The following is an 18,909-nucleotide window of genomic DNA, read 5'->3' as shown; positions in this document are numbered from 1 at the left end:
TCACGATTCCACGGCCGAGCGGGGGAGCGTGGACATGTGCTGGCCCACCCGCTTGACGAGCATCGCCATCTCGTACGCGATCATGCCCACGTCCGCGTCGGAACCGGCGAGCACGGCGAGACACGCGCCCGACCCGGCGGCGGTGACGAACAGGAAGGCGTGGTCCATCTCGACGATGGTCTGGCGTACGGCGCCGCCGCCGAACTGCCGTCCGGCGCTGCGCGCCAGACTCTGGAAGCTGGCCGCGACCGCCGACAGATGCTCGGCGTTCTCACGAGTCAGACCCGTCGACGCTCCGACGAGCAGACCGTCACTGGACAACACGACCGCCTGGTGCACCTGGGCGACCTGGTTGACGAGATTGTCCAGCAGCCAGTTGAGTTCCCCCGCAGAACCCGCTGACATCAGATGTCCTCCTCTTCGTGGCCGGTGGCGGTGTCTTCGGCGTCCGAGCGACCGCGCAGCCAGCCCTTCTGGATGGAGCTCAGCATCGTGCGGAGCTCCTCGGGCGAACGTTCATCGCTCGCGGTTTCACTGATCGGTTCGGCTTCTTCCCGCAGCTGCGGTGCCAGACTCGCCTGGCGCACGCGCCGCGGCAGCGAGGGCTTGCCGGAGCCGCTCGGCGCGTCGCCCGGTGAGGCGGGCGCGGGCGGCTGCTCCGTGGCCGGACCGGACGGGTCGGCCGGGTCGGCCTGCGGTTCGCCCGCGGGCTCGAACAGCGAACGGCGCTGCCCGGCGGCCGGGCCCGGCGCGGACGGCGCGGACGGCGCGGACGGCTCGGAGTGGCGCCGCGGTAGCGCCGGCCGTCCGCCCGTGTCCTCCGTCGTCGACGGGAGGTTCCACTGGCCCGTGTCGGAGCCGTACCCGCTGTCGCCGGGCGCGTAGCCGCCGCCGCCGAACGACGACGATTCCGGGTGACCGGAGTCGAAGGCGTTCGTCTCGTACGGCGCCGGGTCGTGGCCGGTTCCGCGCCGGTCCGTCTCGTACGGGTCCGCCGGTCCGGTGTCGAAGTGGTTCGCGGCCGAGCCGAACGAGGGGGTGCCGAACGAGCCGGTGTCCTGCGGCGCCGGGCGCGACCCGTTGCTCGACCCGCCGGCGTCGTACGAAGGCGTGCTCAGCGAGGACGGGTTGAAGCCGGGGGGCGTGCCGTTGTGGCGCTGCGGCAGCGGAGGCCGCTCACCTCCGCCGTTCAGCGGCATCGGACCGGTCTCGGGGCCGCTGCCGCGGTCGCCGAACGACGGCGGGCCGATCGCGCCGATGGGCACCAGCGCGTCCTCGCCGCGGCGGGTCATCGCGAGCCGTCCGCCGGGCTCCAGCTCGCCCTGCTCGCCGCTGCGCACCACGATGCCGTCGGGCAGCAGGACGATCGCGGTCGTCCCGCCGTACGGAGACGTGCGGAGCGTGACCTGGATCGAGTGCCGCTGGGCGAGCCGGCTGACGACGAACAGGCCGAGCTGCGCGCTGTTGGACAGGTCGAAGTCCGGCGGCCGGGCCAGCTTCTCGTTGGCCTCGGCCAGCGCCGCCGGGTCCATGCTCAGGCCGCGGTCCTCCACCTCGAGGGCGAAGCCGTGCGCGACGATCTGCCCGGTGACCTGCACGGTCGTGTCGGGCGGGGAGTAGAGGGTGGCGTTCTCGATCAGCTCCGCGAGCAGGTGGATGAGGTCGGCGACGGCCGTTCCGGCGATGGCCACCTGCGGCATCGCGGCGACGGTGACGCGTGCGTAGTCCTCCACCTCGGCGGCGGCGGCGCGGGCGACGTCGACCGCCGGCACCGGGTTGCGCCAGCCTCGGCCGGGCGCCTGGCCGGAGAGGATGATCAGGCCTTCCGCGTGACGGCGCATGCGGGTGGCGAGATGGTCGAGGCGGAACAGGTCGTCCAGCTCGTCCGGCTCGGAGATCCGGCGCTCCATCGTGTCGAGCAGGCTGAGCTGACGGTGCAGGAGCGCTTGATTGCGGCGCGCCAGGTTCAGGAAGACGTCGCTGATGCTGCGGCGCAGCGCGGCCTCCTCGACCGCGCCCTGGATGGCGGTGCGCCGCGCGGCGTTGAAGGCCTGGCCGACCTGGTCGATCTCACGGGTGCTGAACGACAGCGGCGGCGCCTCCGCGGCCACGTCGACCTCTTCACCGCGGCGCAGCCGGCGGATGACACCGGGCAGCCGCTCGTTGGCGAGGTCGAGGGCGGCGCGCCGCAGCCCGGTCAGCTCGCGGATGACCGAGCGGCCGACCCACAGCGACAGGACGAGCGAGGCGATGACCGCGACGAGACCGAGCGCACCGGCGAGGGCGACGCGCAGGATGATGCCGTTCGCGATCGGCTTGGCGCGGTCGCTCGCGGCCGCGGTCGCGCCCAGCTCCAGGCCGCGGAACCGGGTGATGACCGAGGAGACGGTGGTCTTCCACTGCACCGGCGTGTCCGCGGTGATCTGCGCGCCGGAGGTCGTGGTGTTCGCGCCTCCCATGCCGTTCATGCCGCCCATGGTCGTCTTCGGCGGGGACATGGGCATGTGGTCGGTGAAGCGGTTCTCCAGCGACTCGAGCCGGGCGTACTCGGGGGTGGAGATGATCCGCTGGTAGAGGGCGCGGTCGTCGGAGCGCAGGTCGGGCAGCACGTCGTTGTACAGGTTGTGCTGGGTGCCCACGAGCTTGGTGAACTGCACGTGCTCGGCGAAGGTGAGCCGGCCGGCCGCGAGCGCGCCGGACAGCAGCGCGTCCTCCTGCGACAGCACCTCACGGGCGCGGGCCAGGGCGACCTCCGTGCCGGCGTCCTTGGTCACCCCGGGGTCGCTCAGGGTCGCCAGCGAGGCCTGCAGCTGGTTGATGGTGGAGATGGCGCTGCTGTAGCGGGTGAAGATCTGCGAGCGGTTGGTGGCCCGGGTGTCGATCTGCCGGCGACGTGCGGGCAGGTTGTCCAGGTACTGCAGGATCTCCTTGGTCCACTCGCGCGCCTGCGGGCTGATCACGTTCTGGGTGCCCTTGTCGACGGCCAGGCGGCGGAACTGCTCGGCCTGCCGGTCCGTGACGAGCCGCCCGGACTCCATCGACGCCCGGTCGCTGTCCGACTTGCTGCCGAGGAACACCATGGACAGCCGTCGTTCCTGTTCCAGGGCGCTGCCCAGCGCTCCGGAGGGATATCCGAGATGGTCCTGAATGGTGTTCACATGGCGCAGGTTGAGTCCGTCGCCCAGCGTGATGCTCGCCGCGAACGCCCACAACGTGCTCAAAGACACGAGAGGTACGATCAGCAGCAAGATGATCTTGAAGCGGACTGAACGGAAAACGCGGCCGGCCTGGAACCGGGGCGGCCGCTGACTGGCATCTGATCCCACTCGACGGTCCTTTGATTGCACCGCGACAGGCTCGACTTTCAGTTAGACGGAGGGGACACCGATGACGGAGGGGCACCCGAGCGAACGCGCAGGACTCTACTACGCACGGGTCTGAAGCCCGACCATGTCCGTAAATATGTCCCTAACGAGCGCTTGCCACATGTACCGAAACGGCGGGTCAGCAGCTCAGGTATTGCCTGGTGACACGGCATTTGACCGGCCCATGTGCTGCGGCCCGGCCGAGACATAAATATCGGACGTTCGGTCACAAGGGCCCCACGAGCCGCTAGGACAACCTCTAGACTCCGCCATCGTGATCTATGACGACCAGCCCCCGGAGACGCTCCCTGTACGCGGGCGCTCAACGTTGCCCAGCGGGCGACACCGCCGGCCGGCGTCCGCAGACCTTCCGCCGGACGCCCCCGTCCTCGTGCTGGCGGTTCCCGGCGAGGACCCGGACACCGCCGAGGAGATCGCCTCGCTCACTCGTACCGCGCGGTCCGAACTGGACGTCCGGGTCGGACTCCTCGGCTCCACGTTCACCGACGTGATGCGCGGACTGCCCGAGGACCGCGCCGCCGTGGTGGTGCCCCTGATCACCGGCCCGCACGCCCGCACGTACGCCCGGATTCAGGCCGGCATCGACGAGGCGGGGGTGAAGCCGGACAGTGTGGTCGTCACCGACCCGCTCGGCCCGCACCCCCTTCTCGCCGAGGCGCTGCACGTACGGCTCGCGGACGCCGGGCTGGCCCGGGCGGACCGCATCCGGCAGTTCAGCATCGGCGCGGCGACCGACGGCGTGATCGTGGCCGCGGTCGGCGGCGCCGAGGCCGCGCGTGAGGCCGACATGACGGCCGTCCTTCTCGCCGCCCGGCTCGCCGTTCCGGTGGTCGCCGCCGCGGTCGACGGCCCGCCGACGGTCGCGGACGCGGTGACCCGCTTCCGCGAGGCGGGCGCCCAGCGGATCGCCGTGGCGCCGTACGTCATCGGCCCCGAGCTCGACCACGAGCAGCTCGCCAAACTCGCCGCCGAGGCCGGCCTGGGCTGCGGCGCGCCCCTCGGCGCGCACGGGTCGGTGGTCCGGCTCGTGAACCTCCGTTACGAAGTGGCCATGGAACCGTTCATTGGTGAGGTGCAGGAATGAAGCTCATCAGGCTCGCCTGCGCGGTGGCGCTCGTTCTGGCGGTCGGGGCCTGCGGGTCCGACTCCGGCTCCGGGCAGCAGGCGGCGGTGCCGAAGGTCGCCATGCAGCAGGAGATCGGCGCGTCCGAGGGCGCTCTGAACCTGGTCATCTGGGCCGGTTACGCCGAGAACGGCTCGACGGACAAGAAGGTCGACTGGGTCACCCCCTTCGAGCGCAAGACCGGTTGCAAGGTCAACGCCAAGGTGGCCGACACCTCCGACTCGATGGTCGCGCTGATGAACACCGGGCAGTACGACGGCGTCTCGGCCTCCGGTGACGCCTCGCTGCGGCTCATCTACGGCGGCACCGTCGCCCCGGTGAACACCAACCTGCTGCGCAACTACGGCGAGATCGCCTCGTACCTGCGCAACCAGCCGTACAACTCGGTCAAGGGCCAGATGTACGGCGTCCCGCACGGCTACGGCGCGAACTACCTCACGTACCGGACCGACAAGATCAGCCAGAAGCCCACCTCGTGGAGCATCGTCTGGGATCCGAAGTCGCCGGCCGCCGACCACGTCGTCGACTACGACTCGCCGACCTACATCGCGGACGCCGCGCTCTACCTCAAGGCGCACCGGCCGGACCTGAAGATCACCGACGTGTACGAGCTGACGCAGGAGCAGTTCGACGCCGCGGTCGCCCTCCTGAAGCAGCAGCGCCCCAACGTGAACCAGTACTGGTCGAACTACCTGGATGAGATCCAGTCGTTCAAGGCGGGCGACAACTGGGCGGGGACCGCCTGGCAGGTGACCGCGCAGCTCGCCAAGTCCGAGGGCGCGCCGATCGGCACGACGATCCCCCAGGAGGGCGCCACCGGGTGGTCGGACACCTGGATGATCGCCTCCCGGGCGGAGCACCCGAACTGCATGTACAAGTGGATGAACTGGATCAGCGCGCCCAAGATCCAGGCCGCCGTCGCCCAGTGGTTCGGTGAGGCGCCGGCGAATCCTAAGGCATGTCAGTTCGCCGCGAAAGGTTTCTGCGCCGAATTCCACGCCAACGACGTCGATTTTTACCGTCGCTTGGCTTTCTGGAAGACTCCGGTCGCGGACTGTGGCGACTCGCGCGGCGCGGTCTGTGTCGACTACTCCAAATGGACCGACATCTGGTCGCAGATCAAGGGTTGACGAGTGACATGACGACAGACGTGAGCGGTGACGTGTCGGCCGCGGTGAGCCTGCGCGGAGTCCGGAAGGTCTTCGGTGAGGTGGCCGCGGTCGACGGCGTCGACCTGGACGTGCGCGACGGCGAGTTCTTCGCGATGCTCGGCCCGTCCGGCTCCGGCAAGACGACCGTGCTGCGGATGATCGCCGGCTTCGAGACGCCGACCGAGGGCAGCGTGAGGCTCGGCGGGCGTGACGTCACCGGGCTGGCGCCCTTCGACCGCGACGTCAACACGGTCTTCCAGGACTACGCCCTCTTCCCGCACATGAACGTCCTGGCCAACGTGGAGTACGGCCTCAAGGTCAAGAAGGTGCCCGCCAGGGAGCGCCGCGAGCGCGCGCTGCAGGCCCTGCGGACCGTACGCCTCGAGGGCTACGACAAGCGCAAGCCCGGCCAGCTGTCCGGCGGCCAGCGCCAGCGCGTCGCCCTCGCCCGCGCGCTCGTCAACCGGCCCAAGGTCCTCCTGCTCGACGAGCCGCTCGGCGCGCTCGACCTCAAGCTCCGCGAGGAGATGCAGGTCGAGCTGAAGGCCATCCAGCGCCAGATCGGCATCACCTTCCTGTTCGTCACGCACGACCAGGAGGAGGCCCTGACGATGAGCGACCGCATCGCGGTGTTCAACGCGGGCCGGATCGAGCAGGTCGGCACGCCCGCGGAGGTGTACGAACGGCCGGCGTCGCCGTTCGTCGCGGGCTTCGTCGGCACCTCCAACCTCATCGAGGGCCAGGCGGCCCTGGACATCCTCGGCCGGGAGGGCGTGTACAGCGTCCGCCCGGAGAAGCTTCGCGTCGACACACGGCTCGACGCGGAACTGCCCCGAGACGAGAACTCCGCGACCGGCACGGTCGCGGAGGTCGTCTACGCGGGGGCGGCCACCCGGTTCGTCGTGGACCTCGACGCGGGTGGCCGGCTGGTGGCCGTGCAGCAGAATCTGCAGGCCTCATCGATGGATGTGCTCAAGCTGCGCGATGCCCGGGTCAGGCTCGCATGGCGGCGGGAGCACGAGTTCTCCATCACCGGTCCGATGTGACACCCGGTCGGCGGGTCCGGCCGACCGTTGCGCCGCGGTCCCCTCATCGCGGCGTCTACCGGAATTCCCTCCCCGAAACCCCCATTCTGATCGGAGTTCCCATGCGGTTCACGCGCCTCGCGGTCGTCGCGATGGCTGCCGTTTCGCTGCTGGCGGCCGGTTGCGGCAACAGCGATAGCTCCAAGGGCGGTGGCGACAGCGTCGCCGGTTTCACGCCTCCGAAGATTCCCGCCCTGCAGTCCCTCGGCCAGGGCGAGGGGCAAGTCAACCTCGTCGCCTGGGCGGGCTACGCCGAGGACGGCTCGAACGACAAGTCGGTCGACTGGGTCCACCCGTTCGAGAAGGCCACCGGCTGCAAGGTCAACACCAAGATCGCCGGTACGTCCGACGAGATGGTCAACCTGATGAAGACCGGCCAGTACGACGCCGTGTCGGCCTCGGGTGACGCGTCGCTGCGCCTCATCGCCGCCGGTTCGGTCGCGCCCGTCAACACGAACCTGGTGCCGAACTACAAGGACATCTTCGCGGGTCTGAAGATGAAGCCGTGGAACTCCGTCAACGGCGTCGCGTACGGCATCCCGCACGGCCGGGGCGCGAACCTCCTCATGTGGCGCACGGACAAGGTCAAGCCCGCCCCGGACTCGTGGAGCGTGGTCTTCGACGCGAACTCCCCGTACAAGGGCCACATCACCGCCTACGACTCGCCGATCTACATCGCCGACGCCGCGCTGTACCTGTCCGCCACCCAGCCGAGCCTGGGCATCAAGGACCCGTACGCGCTGGACCAGAAGCAGTTCGACGCCTCGGTCAACCTGCTCAAGCAGCAGAAGAACAACGTCGGCGAGTACTGGTCGGACTACCTGAAGTCCCAGCAGTCCTTCAAGAGCGGTGACACGGTCCTCGGCACCACGTGGCAGGTCATCGCCAACGGTCTGTCCGCCGACAAGGTCCCGGTCGAGACGGTCCTGCCGAAGGAGGGCTCGACCGGCTGGTCGGACACCTGGATGGTCGCCGCCAAGGCCCAGCACCCGAACTGCGCCTACAAGTGGATGGACTGGATCGTCTCCCCGAAGCCGAACGCCCAGGTCGCCGAGTGGTTCGGCGAGGCGCCGTCCAACAGCAAGGCGTGCGCCGAGACCAGCGACAAGAAGTTCTGCGACACCTTCCACGCGGCCGACGAGCCGTACTGGAAGAACGTGCACTACTGGAACACCCCGATCTCCCAGTGCCTTGACGGACGCAAGAACGTCAAGTGCGTCGACTACGCCAAGTGGACGCAGGCCTGGACCCAGATCAAGGGCTGACGTCTCCCCATGACGAGTGTCACCTCGCCCGGCGGGCCGGTTCGCCGGTTCGCCGGGCTGCTCCACCGGCGGCCCTCGATCCGGCTCGCCGGGCTGCTGTCTATACCGCTGCTGTGGCTCGTGGTCGCCTACCTCGGCTCGCTCGCGGCGCTGTTCGTCACGGCGTTCTGGACCACGAACGAGTTCACCGGCGACGTGGTCAAGGTCTTCGACCTGGGCAACTTCCAGGACCTGGTGAACGAGAGCGTCTACCGGACCATCACGCTGCGCAGCGTCGGCGTGGCGATCGCGGTCACCGTCATCGACAGCCTGGTGGCCTTCCCGATGGCGTTCTACATGGCCAAGATCGCCTCGCCGCGCGCGCAGCGCTGGCTGGTCATCGCCGTGCTGACGCCGCTCTGGGCGGGTTACCTGGTCAAGGCGTACGCCTGGCGGGTCATGTTCTCCGGCTCTGGCGTGCTCGACTGGTTCCTGCGTCCGGTCGGCGGCCACGCCCCGGGGTACGGGCTGCTGGCCACCACCGTCACGCTGGCCTACCTGTGGCTGCCGTACATGATCCTGCCCATCTACGCGGGGCTGGAGCGGCTGCCGAACTCCCTGATCGACGCGGCCGGAGACCTGGGCGCGCGCTCCTTCCGTACGTTCCGTACGGTCGTGTGGCCGACGGTCTTCCCCGCCGCCGTGGCGGGCTCCATCTTCACGTTCTCGCTGTCGCTCGGGGACTACATCGCGGTCCGCATCGTCGGCGGGCGCAGCCAGCTGATCGGCAACGTGGTCTACGACAACGTCGGCACGGCGAACAACCTGCCGTTCGCCGCCGCGGTCGCGACCATCCCGGTGGCCATCATGGTCATCTACCTCCTCGCCGTCCGCCGCACCGGAGCCCTGGAGAATCTGTGAGCGAGCGAACCGGCCAGCACGGGATCCAGGTCACTCGGCCGACGAAGGAGGTCTCGTGAATTTGTCTCGGGGCACGCGGATCGCGCTGCGCGTGGCGATGATCGTGGGGCTCGCGATCATCTACGTGCCGCTGTTCGTGGTGCTGATCAACTCCTTCAACGCCGACCGGACGTTCGGCTGGCCACCGGCCGGTTTCACCGGCGAGTGGTGGTCGCGCGCCTGGCAGAACGGCGGTGTCCGGTCGGCGCTGTGGACCTCGGTCAAGGCCGGGCTCGGCGCCACCGCGATCGCCTGCGTGCTCGGCACGATGGCGGCGTTCGCCGTGCAGCGCTACCGGTTCTTCGGCCGGGAGACCGTGTCGCTGCTGGTCATCCTGCCGATCGCGCTGCCCGGCATCGTCACCGGCATCGCGCTCAACAACGCGTTCCGCACGGTGCTGTCACCGCTCGGGATCCAGCTGGGACTGTTCACGGTGATCGTCGGGCACGCGACGTTCTGCATCGTGACCATCTACAACAACGTCCTGGCGCGGCTGCGGCGGCTGGGGACGAACGTCGAGGAGGCCTCGGCCGACCTTGGCGCGGACACCTTCCAGACGTTCCGGTACGTTACGTTCCCTCTGCTGCGGTCCGCGCTGCTGGCCGGTGGCCTGTTGTCGTTCGCGCTGTCGTTCGACGAGATCATCGTGACCACGTTCACGGCGGGCGCCGGCGTGCAGACGCTGCCCATCTGGATCTTCGACAACCTCTTCCGGCCCAACCAGGCACCGATCGTCAACGTGGTGGCCGCCGCGCTCATCGTGCTGTCGGTCGTGCCGGTCTACATCGCCCAGCGCATCTCCGGGGACACCCGCGCCATCTAGTCACGCCGGCTAGTCCTATCGGCGCCGTCCACGTTCACATGGGAGGACGCAATGAAGCGCACCGTCCGCAACTTCGTCAACGGCTCGTACTCCGACGCCGCCGACGGACGTACCGCCGACCTGATCAGCCCGGTCACGGGTGAGGCGTTCGGCACGGCTCCGGTCTCCGGCCAGGCCGACGTCGACGCCGCCTTCACGGCCGCGGCGAACGCCTTCGAGGGCTGGCGCGACACGACGCCCGCCGAACGGCAGCTCGCGCTGCTGCGCATCGCCGACGCCATCGAGTCCCGCGCCGACGAGCTCGTGGCGCTGGAGTCGGAGAACACCGGAAAGCCGCTCGGCCTGACGGCCTCGGAGGAGATCCCCCCGATGGTCGACCAGATCCGGTTCTTCGCCGGCGCGGCGCGCGTCCTGGAAGGCCGGTCGGCGGGGGAGTACATGGCCGGCCACACGTCGTTCGTCCGGCGTGAGCCGATCGGGGTGTGCGCCCAGGTGACGCCGTGGAACTACCCGATGATGATGGCGGTGTGGAAGTTCGCGCCGGCCATCGCGGCGGGCAACACGGTCGTGCTCAAGCCCTCCGATACGACACCGGCGACGACCGCGCTCATGGCGGAGATCGCGGCGGAGTTCCTGCCGCCGGGCGTGTTCAACGTCGTCTGCGGCGACCGTGACACCGGACGTCTCCTGGTGGACCACCCGACGCCGCAGATGGTCTCGATCACCGGGTCGGTCCGCGCCGGCATGGAGGTGGCGCGCTCGGCCGCGAACGACCTGAAGAACGTCCACCTCGAACTCGGCGGCAAGGCGCCGGTCGTCGTGTTCGACGACGCCGACGTCGAGGCCGCCGCCGCGGCGATCGCCGAGGCGGGATACTTCAACGCCGGCCAGGACTGCACCGCCGCGACGCGCGTGCTCGCCGGCCCCGGCGTGCACGACGACTTCGCCGACGCGCTCGCCGCCGTCGCCGCCGAGACCAGGACCGGCCTGCCGGACGACGAGGACGTGCTGTACGGCCCGCTGAACAACGCGAACCAGCTCGACCGCGTCACGGGCATCGTCGACCGGCTGCCGTCGCACGCGACCGTCCGCGCCGGCGGTTCGCGCACCCGCGAGCAGGGCTTCTTCTACGAGCCCACGGTCGTCTCCGGGCTGCGCCAGGACGACGAGGCGATCCAGGACGAGATCTTCGGTCCGGTCATCACCGTGCAGCGGTTCTCCGACGAGGACGAGGCGGTCCGCTGGGCCAACGGCGTGCGCTACGGCCTCGCCTCCTCGGTGTGGACCCGCGACCACGGCCGCGCGATGCGCATGGCCAAGCGGCTCGACTTCGGCTGCGTCTGGATCAACACGCACATCCCGCTGGTCGCCGAGATGCCGCACGGCGGCTTCAAGCACTCCGGCCAGGGCAAGGACCTGTCGATGTACGGGTTCGAGGACTACACGCGCATCAAGCACGTGATGTCCAACATCGAGGACTGAGTCCCGCGACTACCCGTCGCGCCGCGGACCGTTCTGGTCGCGGCGCGACGGGCGCAGGACCGTCATGTCGCCGCGTTCCTTGCCGAGGTCCTCGCGCACGACGCTGTACATCACCGCGTCACGCCACCCGCCGTCGCGGAACCCGTAGCCGCGCAGCACGCCCTCACGGGTGAAGCCCGCCTTGCTGAGCGCCCACTGCTCGGCGGTGTTGGTGATCTCGGTCACCGCCTGGATCCGGTTGACCTGCGTGTGCGCGAACAGGTAGTCGACGAGCAGCCGCTGCGCCTCCGTGCCGTACCCCAGGCCGCGCACCTTGGGCAGCATCCCGATGCCGATGTTCCAGCAGTACGAGACGCGGTTCGTCGGATGCCGGCGCCACTGCACGAAGCCGAGCGGCTCGGCCGGCCCGGCGACCATCAGCGTGCCCCCGTCGTCGGTGAGCAGCCCCGTCTCCTCCCAGCGTCGCCGGTACGTCCGCGGGTCGAACCATCCGTGCCAGCTCTGTTCCCCCACGGCCTCCGGATCACCGGTGAGCCGCTCGATCACCGCGAGATCCTCCTCGGCCACCGGCCGCAGCCGCAGTTGATCGCTCATGCCCGCAGAGCTTATTCAGCGATCCGCGGTGGATGGCCCGTCCTTGATCGCCGCATCCGGCCAGTATCTTCGGGCAGCGGTCAGGCGGAGAACAGCCCGGATGAGCCGAGCACGCGGTCCACGGAGATCTCGATGACGACGCGTGTCGGGTTCTCCCGCGGCGTGCGGTAGCGCTCGGCGTACCGGGCCACCGCCTCGGCCACGCGCGCCGGGTCGGCGCTGACCGTGCTCGTGCCCTCCAGCGTGAGCCAGCGCCGTCCCTCGACCTGGCACAGGGCCACCCGCCCGCCGCCCGCGGCGAGCCGCGCCTTTACGCTGCCGCCGTCGGTGATCACGCGGGCCAGCCGCCGCTCGGCGTCCCACGTGAACCCGACCGGCACCACGTGCGGCGACCCGTCCGGACGCAGGGAGCTGAGCGTCGCCAGGTGACGCTCGCGCAGGAACTCCGTCGCCTCCGCGTTCAACGCGTCGTGGGTCATCCGTCCACGCTATCGCCGGAGCGGCCGCGTACGTGTTGTGGCGAAACGCCGGGGGCGCTGGTGGCCCAGTCGGTGATCAAGTGGAAGTCTGGGATCCGCCAAGAGAAGATCAAGTGAAGGAGGCCGGTGCGTGACCATCCCTGCGACCTCCGAGGCCGCTCCGGGCGACTGGCTCGGCACCCTCCTCGGCCCGCGTACGGCGCGGGTGCTCACGACGTACGCCGTGCCGTGCCTGCACTACGCGCACTGGCAGGCGTTGTGGCGGTTCCGCCTGGCCGACTGGACCAACGACACCACGTACGGCACCGACCGCTACCACTGCCTCTGCGAGACCTTCGGCCGGATCGTCAAGGATCGGCTGCCGCGTGCCAAGGTCCACCTGCCCACCGACCGGCTCGGCACGCCGTTCACCGTCGTGAGCGGCAACTGGCTGATCTATCCGTGGCGGTACGGCCGGACGCGCGACGACCGGCACCAGGGGCTCGCGGTCACCGACGAGACCGGCATCCGCTCGCGGATCGTCGGCGGCGGGCCGCCCGGCCAGCAGATGCTCGACTACGAGGGCCTGCCGCCCGTACCCCTGTCGAACGTCGTCGTGCTGGGCTGGGCCGGCAACCGGCACGAGGGCCTGGTCCGGGCCTTCCTCGCCACGCCGCACCTGCACGGCGACCTGGTCTACTGGCACGAGGACCGCTTCGTCGAACTCGACGTGGAGGCGGGCCGCCACCCGTACGGACTGCCGTCCGGCCCGTCCCCGGTGGAGCCGGACGTTCCGCCGCCGCCGGAGTTCGACATCAGCCTCATCGACGGAGGCGTGGATTTCCCCGAGTCGACCGGCACGGATGGCTAGGGTGAGGGACCGCTGGTGAAGAAAGGGGACGGAGGAGGCCGTACGTGGACACCCGACGCGGTGGTGGCGTGCCGCACCTGTCCGCGGTCCCGGCCCCCGGCGTCACCGCCTCGTTCGACCCGGCCCGGCTCATCCTGGCGCGCGAGCGGAGCGGCCTGACCAAGCGCGACCTGGCGGCCAGAGTGGGAGTGACGGCCGCCGCGATCACCCGGTTCGAGCGCGGGCAGGCACGGCTCGCCGACGAGACGCTGACGCGGCTGGCCGCCGAGCTCGGTCTTCCGGTGGGATACTTCGCGGCGGGCCGCCCCGTGCTCCCGGTCGCCGAGGACGCCGCCCACTTCCGCAGTCTCCGCACGACCCGGGTGTACGAACGCCGCCAGGCGCGGGCGACCATGAGCCACCTGGCCGAGGCGGTGCGCGAGATCCAGACGGTCGTACGCCTCCCGGAACCGCGGCTCCCGCGCCTGTCCCGCGACCCGGAGAGCGCCGCCCGCGAGCTGCGCGCCGCCTGGCGACTGCCCGCCGGCCCGGTCCACCACCTCGTACGCCTGCTGGAGGCCAACGGAGCGGTGGTGAGCATGGCGAGGTTCGGGGCGGGCGACCGCATCGACGCGTTCTCCTGCCGCCCTTCGGGCCTGGACCGGCCGTTGATCTGCCTGTCCCGCGACCGGGGCAACCCGCTGCGCCGCCGGTTCAGCGCCGCCCACGAACTGGGCCACCTGCTGCTCCACGACGAGGCCCAGCCGGGCGACCGGCAGCATGAGCATGAGGCGAACCGCTTCGCGGCCGAGTTCCTCACCCCGGCCCCGCAGATCGCCGACCTGCTGCCGACGCGCCTGGACTTCGCGCGCCTGCTGGAGATCCAGCGGGCATGGGGAGTGTCGGTGCAGGCGTTGCTGCGCCGCAGCCGGGAGCTGGACCGCATCGGCGACGACCTGTACCGCCGGGCCCAGGTGACGCTGACCCGGCTGGGCTGGCGCCGCGACGAGCCGAGGGGCGACTACCCGACGGAATGGCCGGCGGTCCTCGCCGAGGCGGTCGCGCTGGGCGCCGAACGCGGCCTGACCGAACACTCCCTCGCCGCCCGCCTGAGCCTCCCGTACGCCGAGGTGCGGGAGCTGCTGAGCCATGTCACCGACGACCGCCCTCGCCTGACGCTGGTCCCGGACCTGCCGGACTGACACTCGCCCTGGAACCGGCCTCGTACGAGGACCGCCGGCGGTCCGGCAGCCGTTGTCCGATTCGCGCGCTTTATTCCACTGGAAAGCTTCCGTTTCGTGATCTGGCTCGGCCGTCAAAGCCCCGCGAATCGGGCAAACCAATATGAAAACCTTTCCGAAATGTGCTCGCTGCAGTTGCCGAGATGGCGTGGCCCCTCGTGACCAGGCATGGAGGGTGGTGACTTCGGGCTTACGACGACATTTCTAAATTGGTGAAAATTCTTTCGTTGGTCACGTGTCTCTAGTAGCATTCCGTACACCCATTATCCGGATATACCGCTTCAAACACCGGAGCACTGAGGAGACCCGTGATCCGTACACCGCACCGTTGGGTTCTGGCCTTCGACGCGACATGTGGTACCTGCAAGGACATCGCCCACGCCGTGGAGCACGCGTGCCGGGGGAAACTCGAGGTGCGGCCGTTGGCCGACGACGAGGTCCGGCGCCTGCGCGAACGCGCGATGGGCGCGGACCCGGTATGGGCGCCCACCCTGCTGCGCGTCGACGGCGACCGGGTGCGCGCGTGGACCGGCGCCGCCATGAGCATGACCCTCGCCCGCCGGCTGGGACCCGCGGACAGCGTGCGCGTCATCCACGCCCTCGGCACGTTGCGGCGCCGCTCGCGGGGACACGCCAGCGAACTGCCGGGCGCGCCCACCGGCCGCGCCGCCATCGGCCGGGCCCAGTTCCTGAGGTTCGGCGCGGGCGCCGGCGTGGCCGCCGGCCTGGTGCTGGCCGGCAAGGTCCCCGCCTTCGCCGACGATGAGAACCAGGCCGCCCTCGCCTGGGTGCGGAAGCACAGCAAGAACCTGCCGCACACGTACGAGAACGTGATCAAGTACCCGCTGCGGTACCGCCGGGCGATCTTCAACGCCTCCACGGTGAACGTCCGCCGCGACCTGTGGATGGAACACCTCGTCGCCTACCGCAAGGCGCATCCGAACCTGACCAAGCAGCAGAGCGCCGTCATCGACCGCGCCTGGTTCATGCTGGAGGACTCGGCGTCGACGTTCGCGGCGAAACCCTCGCGGAGCACGGAGCAGAAGCTGGCCGCGCTGCACAAGGACGCCGTCGCCGCGTTCGGGAACAACAACGAGGTGCACACGCTGCTGGGCGCGCTCGGCACCGCGGCCGCACCGTCGGCGAAGCCCGCCGCCCGGACCGAGGCGGCGGCGGCCCCCGACTGCCCGTGCTTCGACTCCGAGGACGGCAGCCAGGACTTCTGCAACAGCGGAAACTGCACCGTCATCGGCGCCTGCGTGTACCAGCCGACCGGCTGCGGCGTCTTCTGGACGCACCCCTGCAACGGCAGCTGCGTGTAAGCACGCCACCGACCGTCTGCCGCGGTACGTCGCGTATCGCGGCAGACGGTCAAGCCGAAGCCTTCTTGACGGTTACGGCAACCGAAAGCATTAGAGCCTGTTTCAGAAGTCCCGGGTTGAGCGTGTCGCTGGTCTGCCGGGGTAGTGGCGGCGGGCCAGCCAGATGGTGAGGTCACGGGCGATCTGATTGAGGTCGGCCTGAACGCTGAGTTCGTGTTCGCGTCGCCGAGCGTCGCGGTATTCGACCTCATAGGTCCCGTCGTCGAGGAGGGACACCGAGGCGTACCAGGTGGCTTCCTCGTCGGCGGGGTTGATGGTCACGAACGTGTTGTCGGCGATGTTCAGGTCGGTGAGCAGCATGAACAAGGAGTCTTCGGATGGGTCGTCGATGTGGTCGCCGTTCTCGGTGTCGGCGATGTAGTAGTCGGCGCCCATCGATTTCTCCGTCACGCTCGGCCGGGTGCAGGCTGAGGATCCCATGGGGAGCCAGGCCAGATCACAGCCACTCACCGATCACAGCGATGTGCACGGTGGCCTCGTAGCGGAGGGCGAGCTTGTCGAAGCGCGTGGCCACCGCCCGATGCCGTTTGAGCCGGTTGATGCCGCACTCGACGGCGTGCCGGGCTTTGTAGTCCTGACGGTCAAAGGCCGGTGGCCGGCCACCGGCGCTGCCGCGGTCGGCGCGGTGGCGGGCCTGATCGGCCGGTTCGGCGATGGTGCATTTGATGCCGCGCCGCCGCAGGTACGCACGGTTGGCCCGGGAGGAGTACGCCTTGTCGCCGCGGACCCGGTCCGGCCTTCGGCGTGGACGGCCTGGACCGCCTCGCGGCACCCTGATCGCCTCCAGCAGCCCGATGAATTGTGGGCTGTCACCCCGCTGACCGGCGGTGATGACGACCGCCAGTGGCCGTTGCCGCTGCTCACACACCAGATGGACTTTGGTCGTCCATCCGCCGCGCGACCGGCCGAGTCCATGATCGGCAGGCTCGGCCGACCCGCCGTGGGCATCACCACCCGGTGGTTCTTTCTGTCCTGCGCCATCACGGCGTGCTCCGGCCGCGTGCTGATGCGCCCGGCAGATGGTGGAATCGACGTTCACCTGCCAGTCGATCAGCCCGGCCGCATCCGCTCTGGTCTGCAACGCCGTGATGAGCATGGCCCACACCCCGGCCCGCTGCCAACGGCGAAACAATCCATAAACCGTTTGCCATGGCCCGTACCGAGACGGCAGATCCCGCCACGGCGCACCCGTGCGGACCCGCCAGCGGATCCCATCGATCAACTGCCGACGCGGCCACACCACAGGACGACCACGCCCGGACACCTCCGGCAACAACGGCTCCAGCACAGCCCACTGCTCATCGGTCAAATCTCCACGACCCACACCAAGATGATCACCAGCTCAAGTCACATGAGATCAACTTCTAAAACACGCCCTAGGGGCGGAGCCCTTTCGATGCCGGTGGAGTGGTGCCCGGTTGCGGTCTTGTTTCAATAGAGTCCGTAGCGGAAGAACTCGGGGTCGGCTACGGGAAGATGAGCCGGGCTCTCCTGGTGCGCACCTCATTAAGGGGCCGCTGATCGCGTACGTTCACCAGCAGAACCTTGAGCTCACTCGGCGGTGGCCTCTGTCTGCTGAACCAGTTGCCGAGCCAGGGTGAGGAGCCTCTCCTCGTCGGATTTCTTGATGGTTTTGTCTGAGTCGTATTCGTAGGATACGGCGATGAACACGTTGGAGATCCGGACGCCCACCTCCACCTCAGGAAGTCCGCGTTCCTTGTGCGCGAAGAACGCTTCATCGCCGATGCCGGTCAATGATCTGATGACGTCATCGTCGGCATGGAGAGAGTGGTCTGTCGAGTAATCCCATATCGCTTTGTCGACATCGGCGTACCGCTTCGCGGAGATCTGCAATTCCGGCCAGGAGAAGTTACTATCTCCCTTCTTCAGGTTTTCCCATTTGCAGGTGATATTGTCCGACAGCTCGGTCCACTTCTCATAATTCGGGGCGGCCTGCGGGACCAACTGCTTGATCGGCGTCGACTTCTTGGACCGGCCCTTGCACACGTTCGGCGCCAGTCTGAAGCGGGCGGCCGGGGGAGTGGGCGAGGGGCTGGCCTGGGACGCCGAGGGCTGTGTCGCCGGCGGGGGAGTGGAGTCACCGTCCTGCGCGGTCGCGGAGCCGCCGTTCGACGTCGCGAGCCAGGTCGCCAAGGCCACGGCGACGACCAGGACGACCACTCCGGTCGTCACCAGCGCCATCCGGTCGCGGAGCCGTGCCCGCAGGCTCGGCGGCAGGAGCGCGGTCTCCACCTTGGTCGGCGGGTTCGAGGCCGACCCGGGAAGCCGAACGGTTGGAGTGTCCGAGCGCCCGGAGGCCACGGCTCGCAGTCGCCTCCGGGACTCCTCGGGGTCGAGGCGCCGGCCTGGGTCGCGATCGAGGAGGCCCTGGATGACGGGCCACAACGCTCCGGCCCGCCGTGGCGCGTCGGGTTCGCGGGTCAGGACCGCGGCGACGACCGCGGCGGGATCGTCCGCCCCATAGGCGGGCCGCCCCTCGACCGCGTAGTAGAGCGTCGCTCCGAGCGACCACAGGTCGGACGCGGGTACGGCCTTCCCGCCGCTCAACCGCTCCGGCGCGACGTACCCGAGGGTGCCGACCAGCGAGCCGTCCTGGGTCAGGCCCCGGGTGGCGCCGGTGACCGCGGCGATGCCGAAGTCGGTGAGCACGGCGTTCCCATCGGCGTCGAGCAGGACGTTCTGCGGCTTGACGTCGCGGTGCAGGACGCCCTTCGCGTGCGCGGCGGTCAGCGCGTCCAGGAGCCGGAGGCCGATCTCGGCCGTGCGGCGCGGGTCCAACGGCCCGGAGGCCGTCACCTCCTCGTCCAGCGCCCGCCCCTCCACCAGGTGCATCACGATCCACGGCCGGTCGTCCTCGTCGAGCACGTCATGGACCGGCACGATCGCCGGGTGGTGCAGACCGGCGGCGGCGCGCGCCTCCGTCATCGCCCGCTCCCGTAGCGCCTCGCGCTCCGCCGCGCTCAGGCTCTCGGGCAGCCGCAGCTCCTTGATCGCGACCTCGCGGTGGAGCAACTCGTCGTACGCCCGCCAGACCGTCCCCATCCCACCGGCGCCGATCGGGGGTTCGCGTAGCACGTACCGGTCCGCAAGGCGCCTCCGATCACTCATG

At 69.6% G+C, this 18,909-nt stretch carries 17 protein-coding genes; 10 read left to right on the top strand and 7 right to left on the bottom strand.

Going from position 1 to position 18,909, the window contains the following annotated elements:
* Both ACQEV1_RS35605 and ACQEV1_RS35600 read right to left on the bottom strand, forming a co-directional pair.
* Positions 1–405, bottom strand: a complete 405-nt coding sequence (locus tag ACQEV1_RS35605; RefSeq protein WP_285632749.1) for a roadblock/LC7 domain-containing protein — start codon at positions 403–405, stop codon at positions 1–3.
* Positions 405–3,227 (bottom strand): nitrate- and nitrite sensing domain-containing protein, encoded by a 2,823-nt coding sequence (locus ACQEV1_RS35600; protein ID WP_433399989.1) that lies wholly within the window; start codon positions 3,225–3,227, stop codon positions 405–407. The genes ACQEV1_RS35605 and ACQEV1_RS35600 overlap by 1 nt, the downstream gene beginning before the upstream one ends.
* A 412-nt stretch (positions 3,228–3,639) precedes the next feature.
* Here ACQEV1_RS35600 and ACQEV1_RS35595 point away from each other — a divergent pair, with 412 nt between their 5' ends.
* The 7 genes from ACQEV1_RS35595 (at position 3,640) to ACQEV1_RS35565 (ending at position 11,254) form a co-directional block, all read left to right on the top strand.
* Positions 3,640–4,470, top strand: a complete 831-nt coding sequence (locus ACQEV1_RS35595) for a sirohydrochlorin chelatase (RefSeq protein ID WP_285632754.1) — start codon at positions 3,640–3,642, stop codon at positions 4,468–4,470.
* Positions 4,467–5,639 (top strand): ABC transporter substrate-binding protein, encoded by a 1,173-nt coding sequence (locus tag ACQEV1_RS35590; protein ID WP_285632757.1) that lies wholly within the window; start codon positions 4,467–4,469, stop codon positions 5,637–5,639. The genes ACQEV1_RS35595 and ACQEV1_RS35590 overlap by 4 nt, the downstream gene beginning before the upstream one ends.
* A gap of 8 nt (positions 5,640–5,647) precedes the next feature.
* The gene (locus tag ACQEV1_RS35585) at positions 5,648–6,706 is read left to right on the top strand and encodes an ABC transporter ATP-binding protein (protein ID WP_433399984.1); all 1,059 of its coding nucleotides are present in this window, start codon (positions 5,648–5,650) and stop codon (positions 6,704–6,706) included.
* A gap of 101 nt (positions 6,707–6,807) precedes the next feature.
* The gene (locus ACQEV1_RS35580) at positions 6,808–8,010 is read left to right on the top strand and encodes an ABC transporter substrate-binding protein (RefSeq protein ID WP_285632760.1); all 1,203 of its coding nucleotides are present in this window, start codon (positions 6,808–6,810) and stop codon (positions 8,008–8,010) included.
* A gap of 9 nt (positions 8,011–8,019) precedes the next feature.
* Positions 8,020–8,910, top strand: coding sequence for an ABC transporter permease (locus ACQEV1_RS35575; protein ID WP_433399982.1), 891 nt, complete (start codon positions 8,020–8,022; stop codon positions 8,908–8,910).
* Positions 8,911–8,965: 55 nt separating this feature from the next.
* Positions 8,966–9,772 carry an ABC transporter permease gene (locus ACQEV1_RS35570; protein ID WP_285632766.1) on the top strand — a complete coding sequence of 269 codons (807 nt, stop codon included), beginning with the start codon at positions 8,966–8,968 and terminating at the stop codon, positions 9,770–9,772.
* Between the two features lie 51 nt (positions 9,773–9,823).
* The gene (locus ACQEV1_RS35565; RefSeq protein ID WP_433399978.1) at positions 9,824–11,254 is read left to right on the top strand and encodes a gamma-aminobutyraldehyde dehydrogenase; all 1,431 of its coding nucleotides are present in this window, start codon (positions 9,824–9,826) and stop codon (positions 11,252–11,254) included.
* A 9-nt stretch (positions 11,255–11,263) separates the two neighbouring features.
* Here ACQEV1_RS35565 and ACQEV1_RS35560 read toward each other — a convergent pair whose 3' ends face one another.
* Both ACQEV1_RS35560 and ACQEV1_RS35555 read right to left on the bottom strand, forming a co-directional pair.
* Positions 11,264–11,848, bottom strand: coding sequence for a GNAT family N-acetyltransferase (locus tag ACQEV1_RS35560; RefSeq protein ID WP_433399975.1), 585 nt, complete (start codon positions 11,846–11,848; stop codon positions 11,264–11,266).
* An 80-nt stretch (positions 11,849–11,928) separates the two neighbouring features.
* Complete coding sequence (locus tag ACQEV1_RS35555; protein WP_285632772.1) at positions 11,929–12,327, bottom strand: pyridoxamine 5'-phosphate oxidase family protein; 399 nt, start codon at positions 12,325–12,327, stop codon at positions 11,929–11,931.
* Positions 12,328–12,457: 130 nt separating this feature from the next.
* Between ACQEV1_RS35555 and ACQEV1_RS35550 the strand changes: the two genes are divergently transcribed.
* From ACQEV1_RS35550 to ACQEV1_RS35540, 3 genes are all read left to right on the top strand, one after another.
* On the top strand, positions 12,458–13,177 hold the full coding sequence (locus tag ACQEV1_RS35550; RefSeq protein WP_285576765.1) for a hypothetical protein: 720 nt from the start codon (positions 12,458–12,460) through the stop codon (positions 13,175–13,177).
* 44 nt (positions 13,178–13,221) lie between these two features.
* Complete coding sequence (locus ACQEV1_RS35545) at positions 13,222–14,358, top strand: helix-turn-helix domain-containing protein (protein WP_433399971.1); 1,137 nt, start codon at positions 13,222–13,224, stop codon at positions 14,356–14,358.
* Between the two features lie 347 nt (positions 14,359–14,705).
* Positions 14,706–15,719, top strand: a complete 1,014-nt coding sequence (locus ACQEV1_RS35540; protein ID WP_433399969.1) for a bacteriocin fulvocin C-related protein — start codon at positions 14,706–14,708, stop codon at positions 15,717–15,719.
* A 102-nt stretch (positions 15,720–15,821) separates the two neighbouring features.
* On the opposite strand, the gene ACQEV1_RS35535 is transcribed toward ACQEV1_RS35540, so the two are convergent.
* The 3 genes from ACQEV1_RS35535 to ACQEV1_RS35525 form a co-directional block, all read right to left on the bottom strand.
* Positions 15,822–16,169: a hypothetical protein gene (locus tag ACQEV1_RS35535; protein ID WP_433399966.1), complete on the bottom strand. Its 348-nt coding sequence runs from the start codon at positions 16,167–16,169 to the stop codon at positions 15,822–15,824.
* A gap of 46 nt (positions 16,170–16,215) precedes the next feature.
* Positions 16,216–17,103, bottom strand: coding sequence for an IS5 family transposase (locus tag ACQEV1_RS35530; protein WP_433399963.1), 888 nt, complete (start codon positions 17,101–17,103; stop codon positions 16,216–16,218).
* 227 nt (positions 17,104–17,330) lie between these two features.
* Positions 17,331–18,908 carry a serine/threonine-protein kinase gene (locus ACQEV1_RS35525; protein ID WP_433399960.1) on the bottom strand — a complete coding sequence of 526 codons (1,578 nt, stop codon included), beginning with the start codon at positions 18,906–18,908 and terminating at the stop codon, positions 17,331–17,333.
* Between the last annotated feature and the right edge of the window lies 1 nt (position 18,909).

Source organism: Actinoallomurus sp. CA-142502, assembly GCF_050936355.1.
Classification (GTDB): Bacteria; Actinomycetota; Actinomycetes; order Streptosporangiales; family Streptosporangiaceae; genus Actinoallomurus; species Actinoallomurus iriomotensis.
Note: the sequence above shows the minus strand (reverse complement) of the source record. Positions and strands in the feature narration are given on the sequence as shown.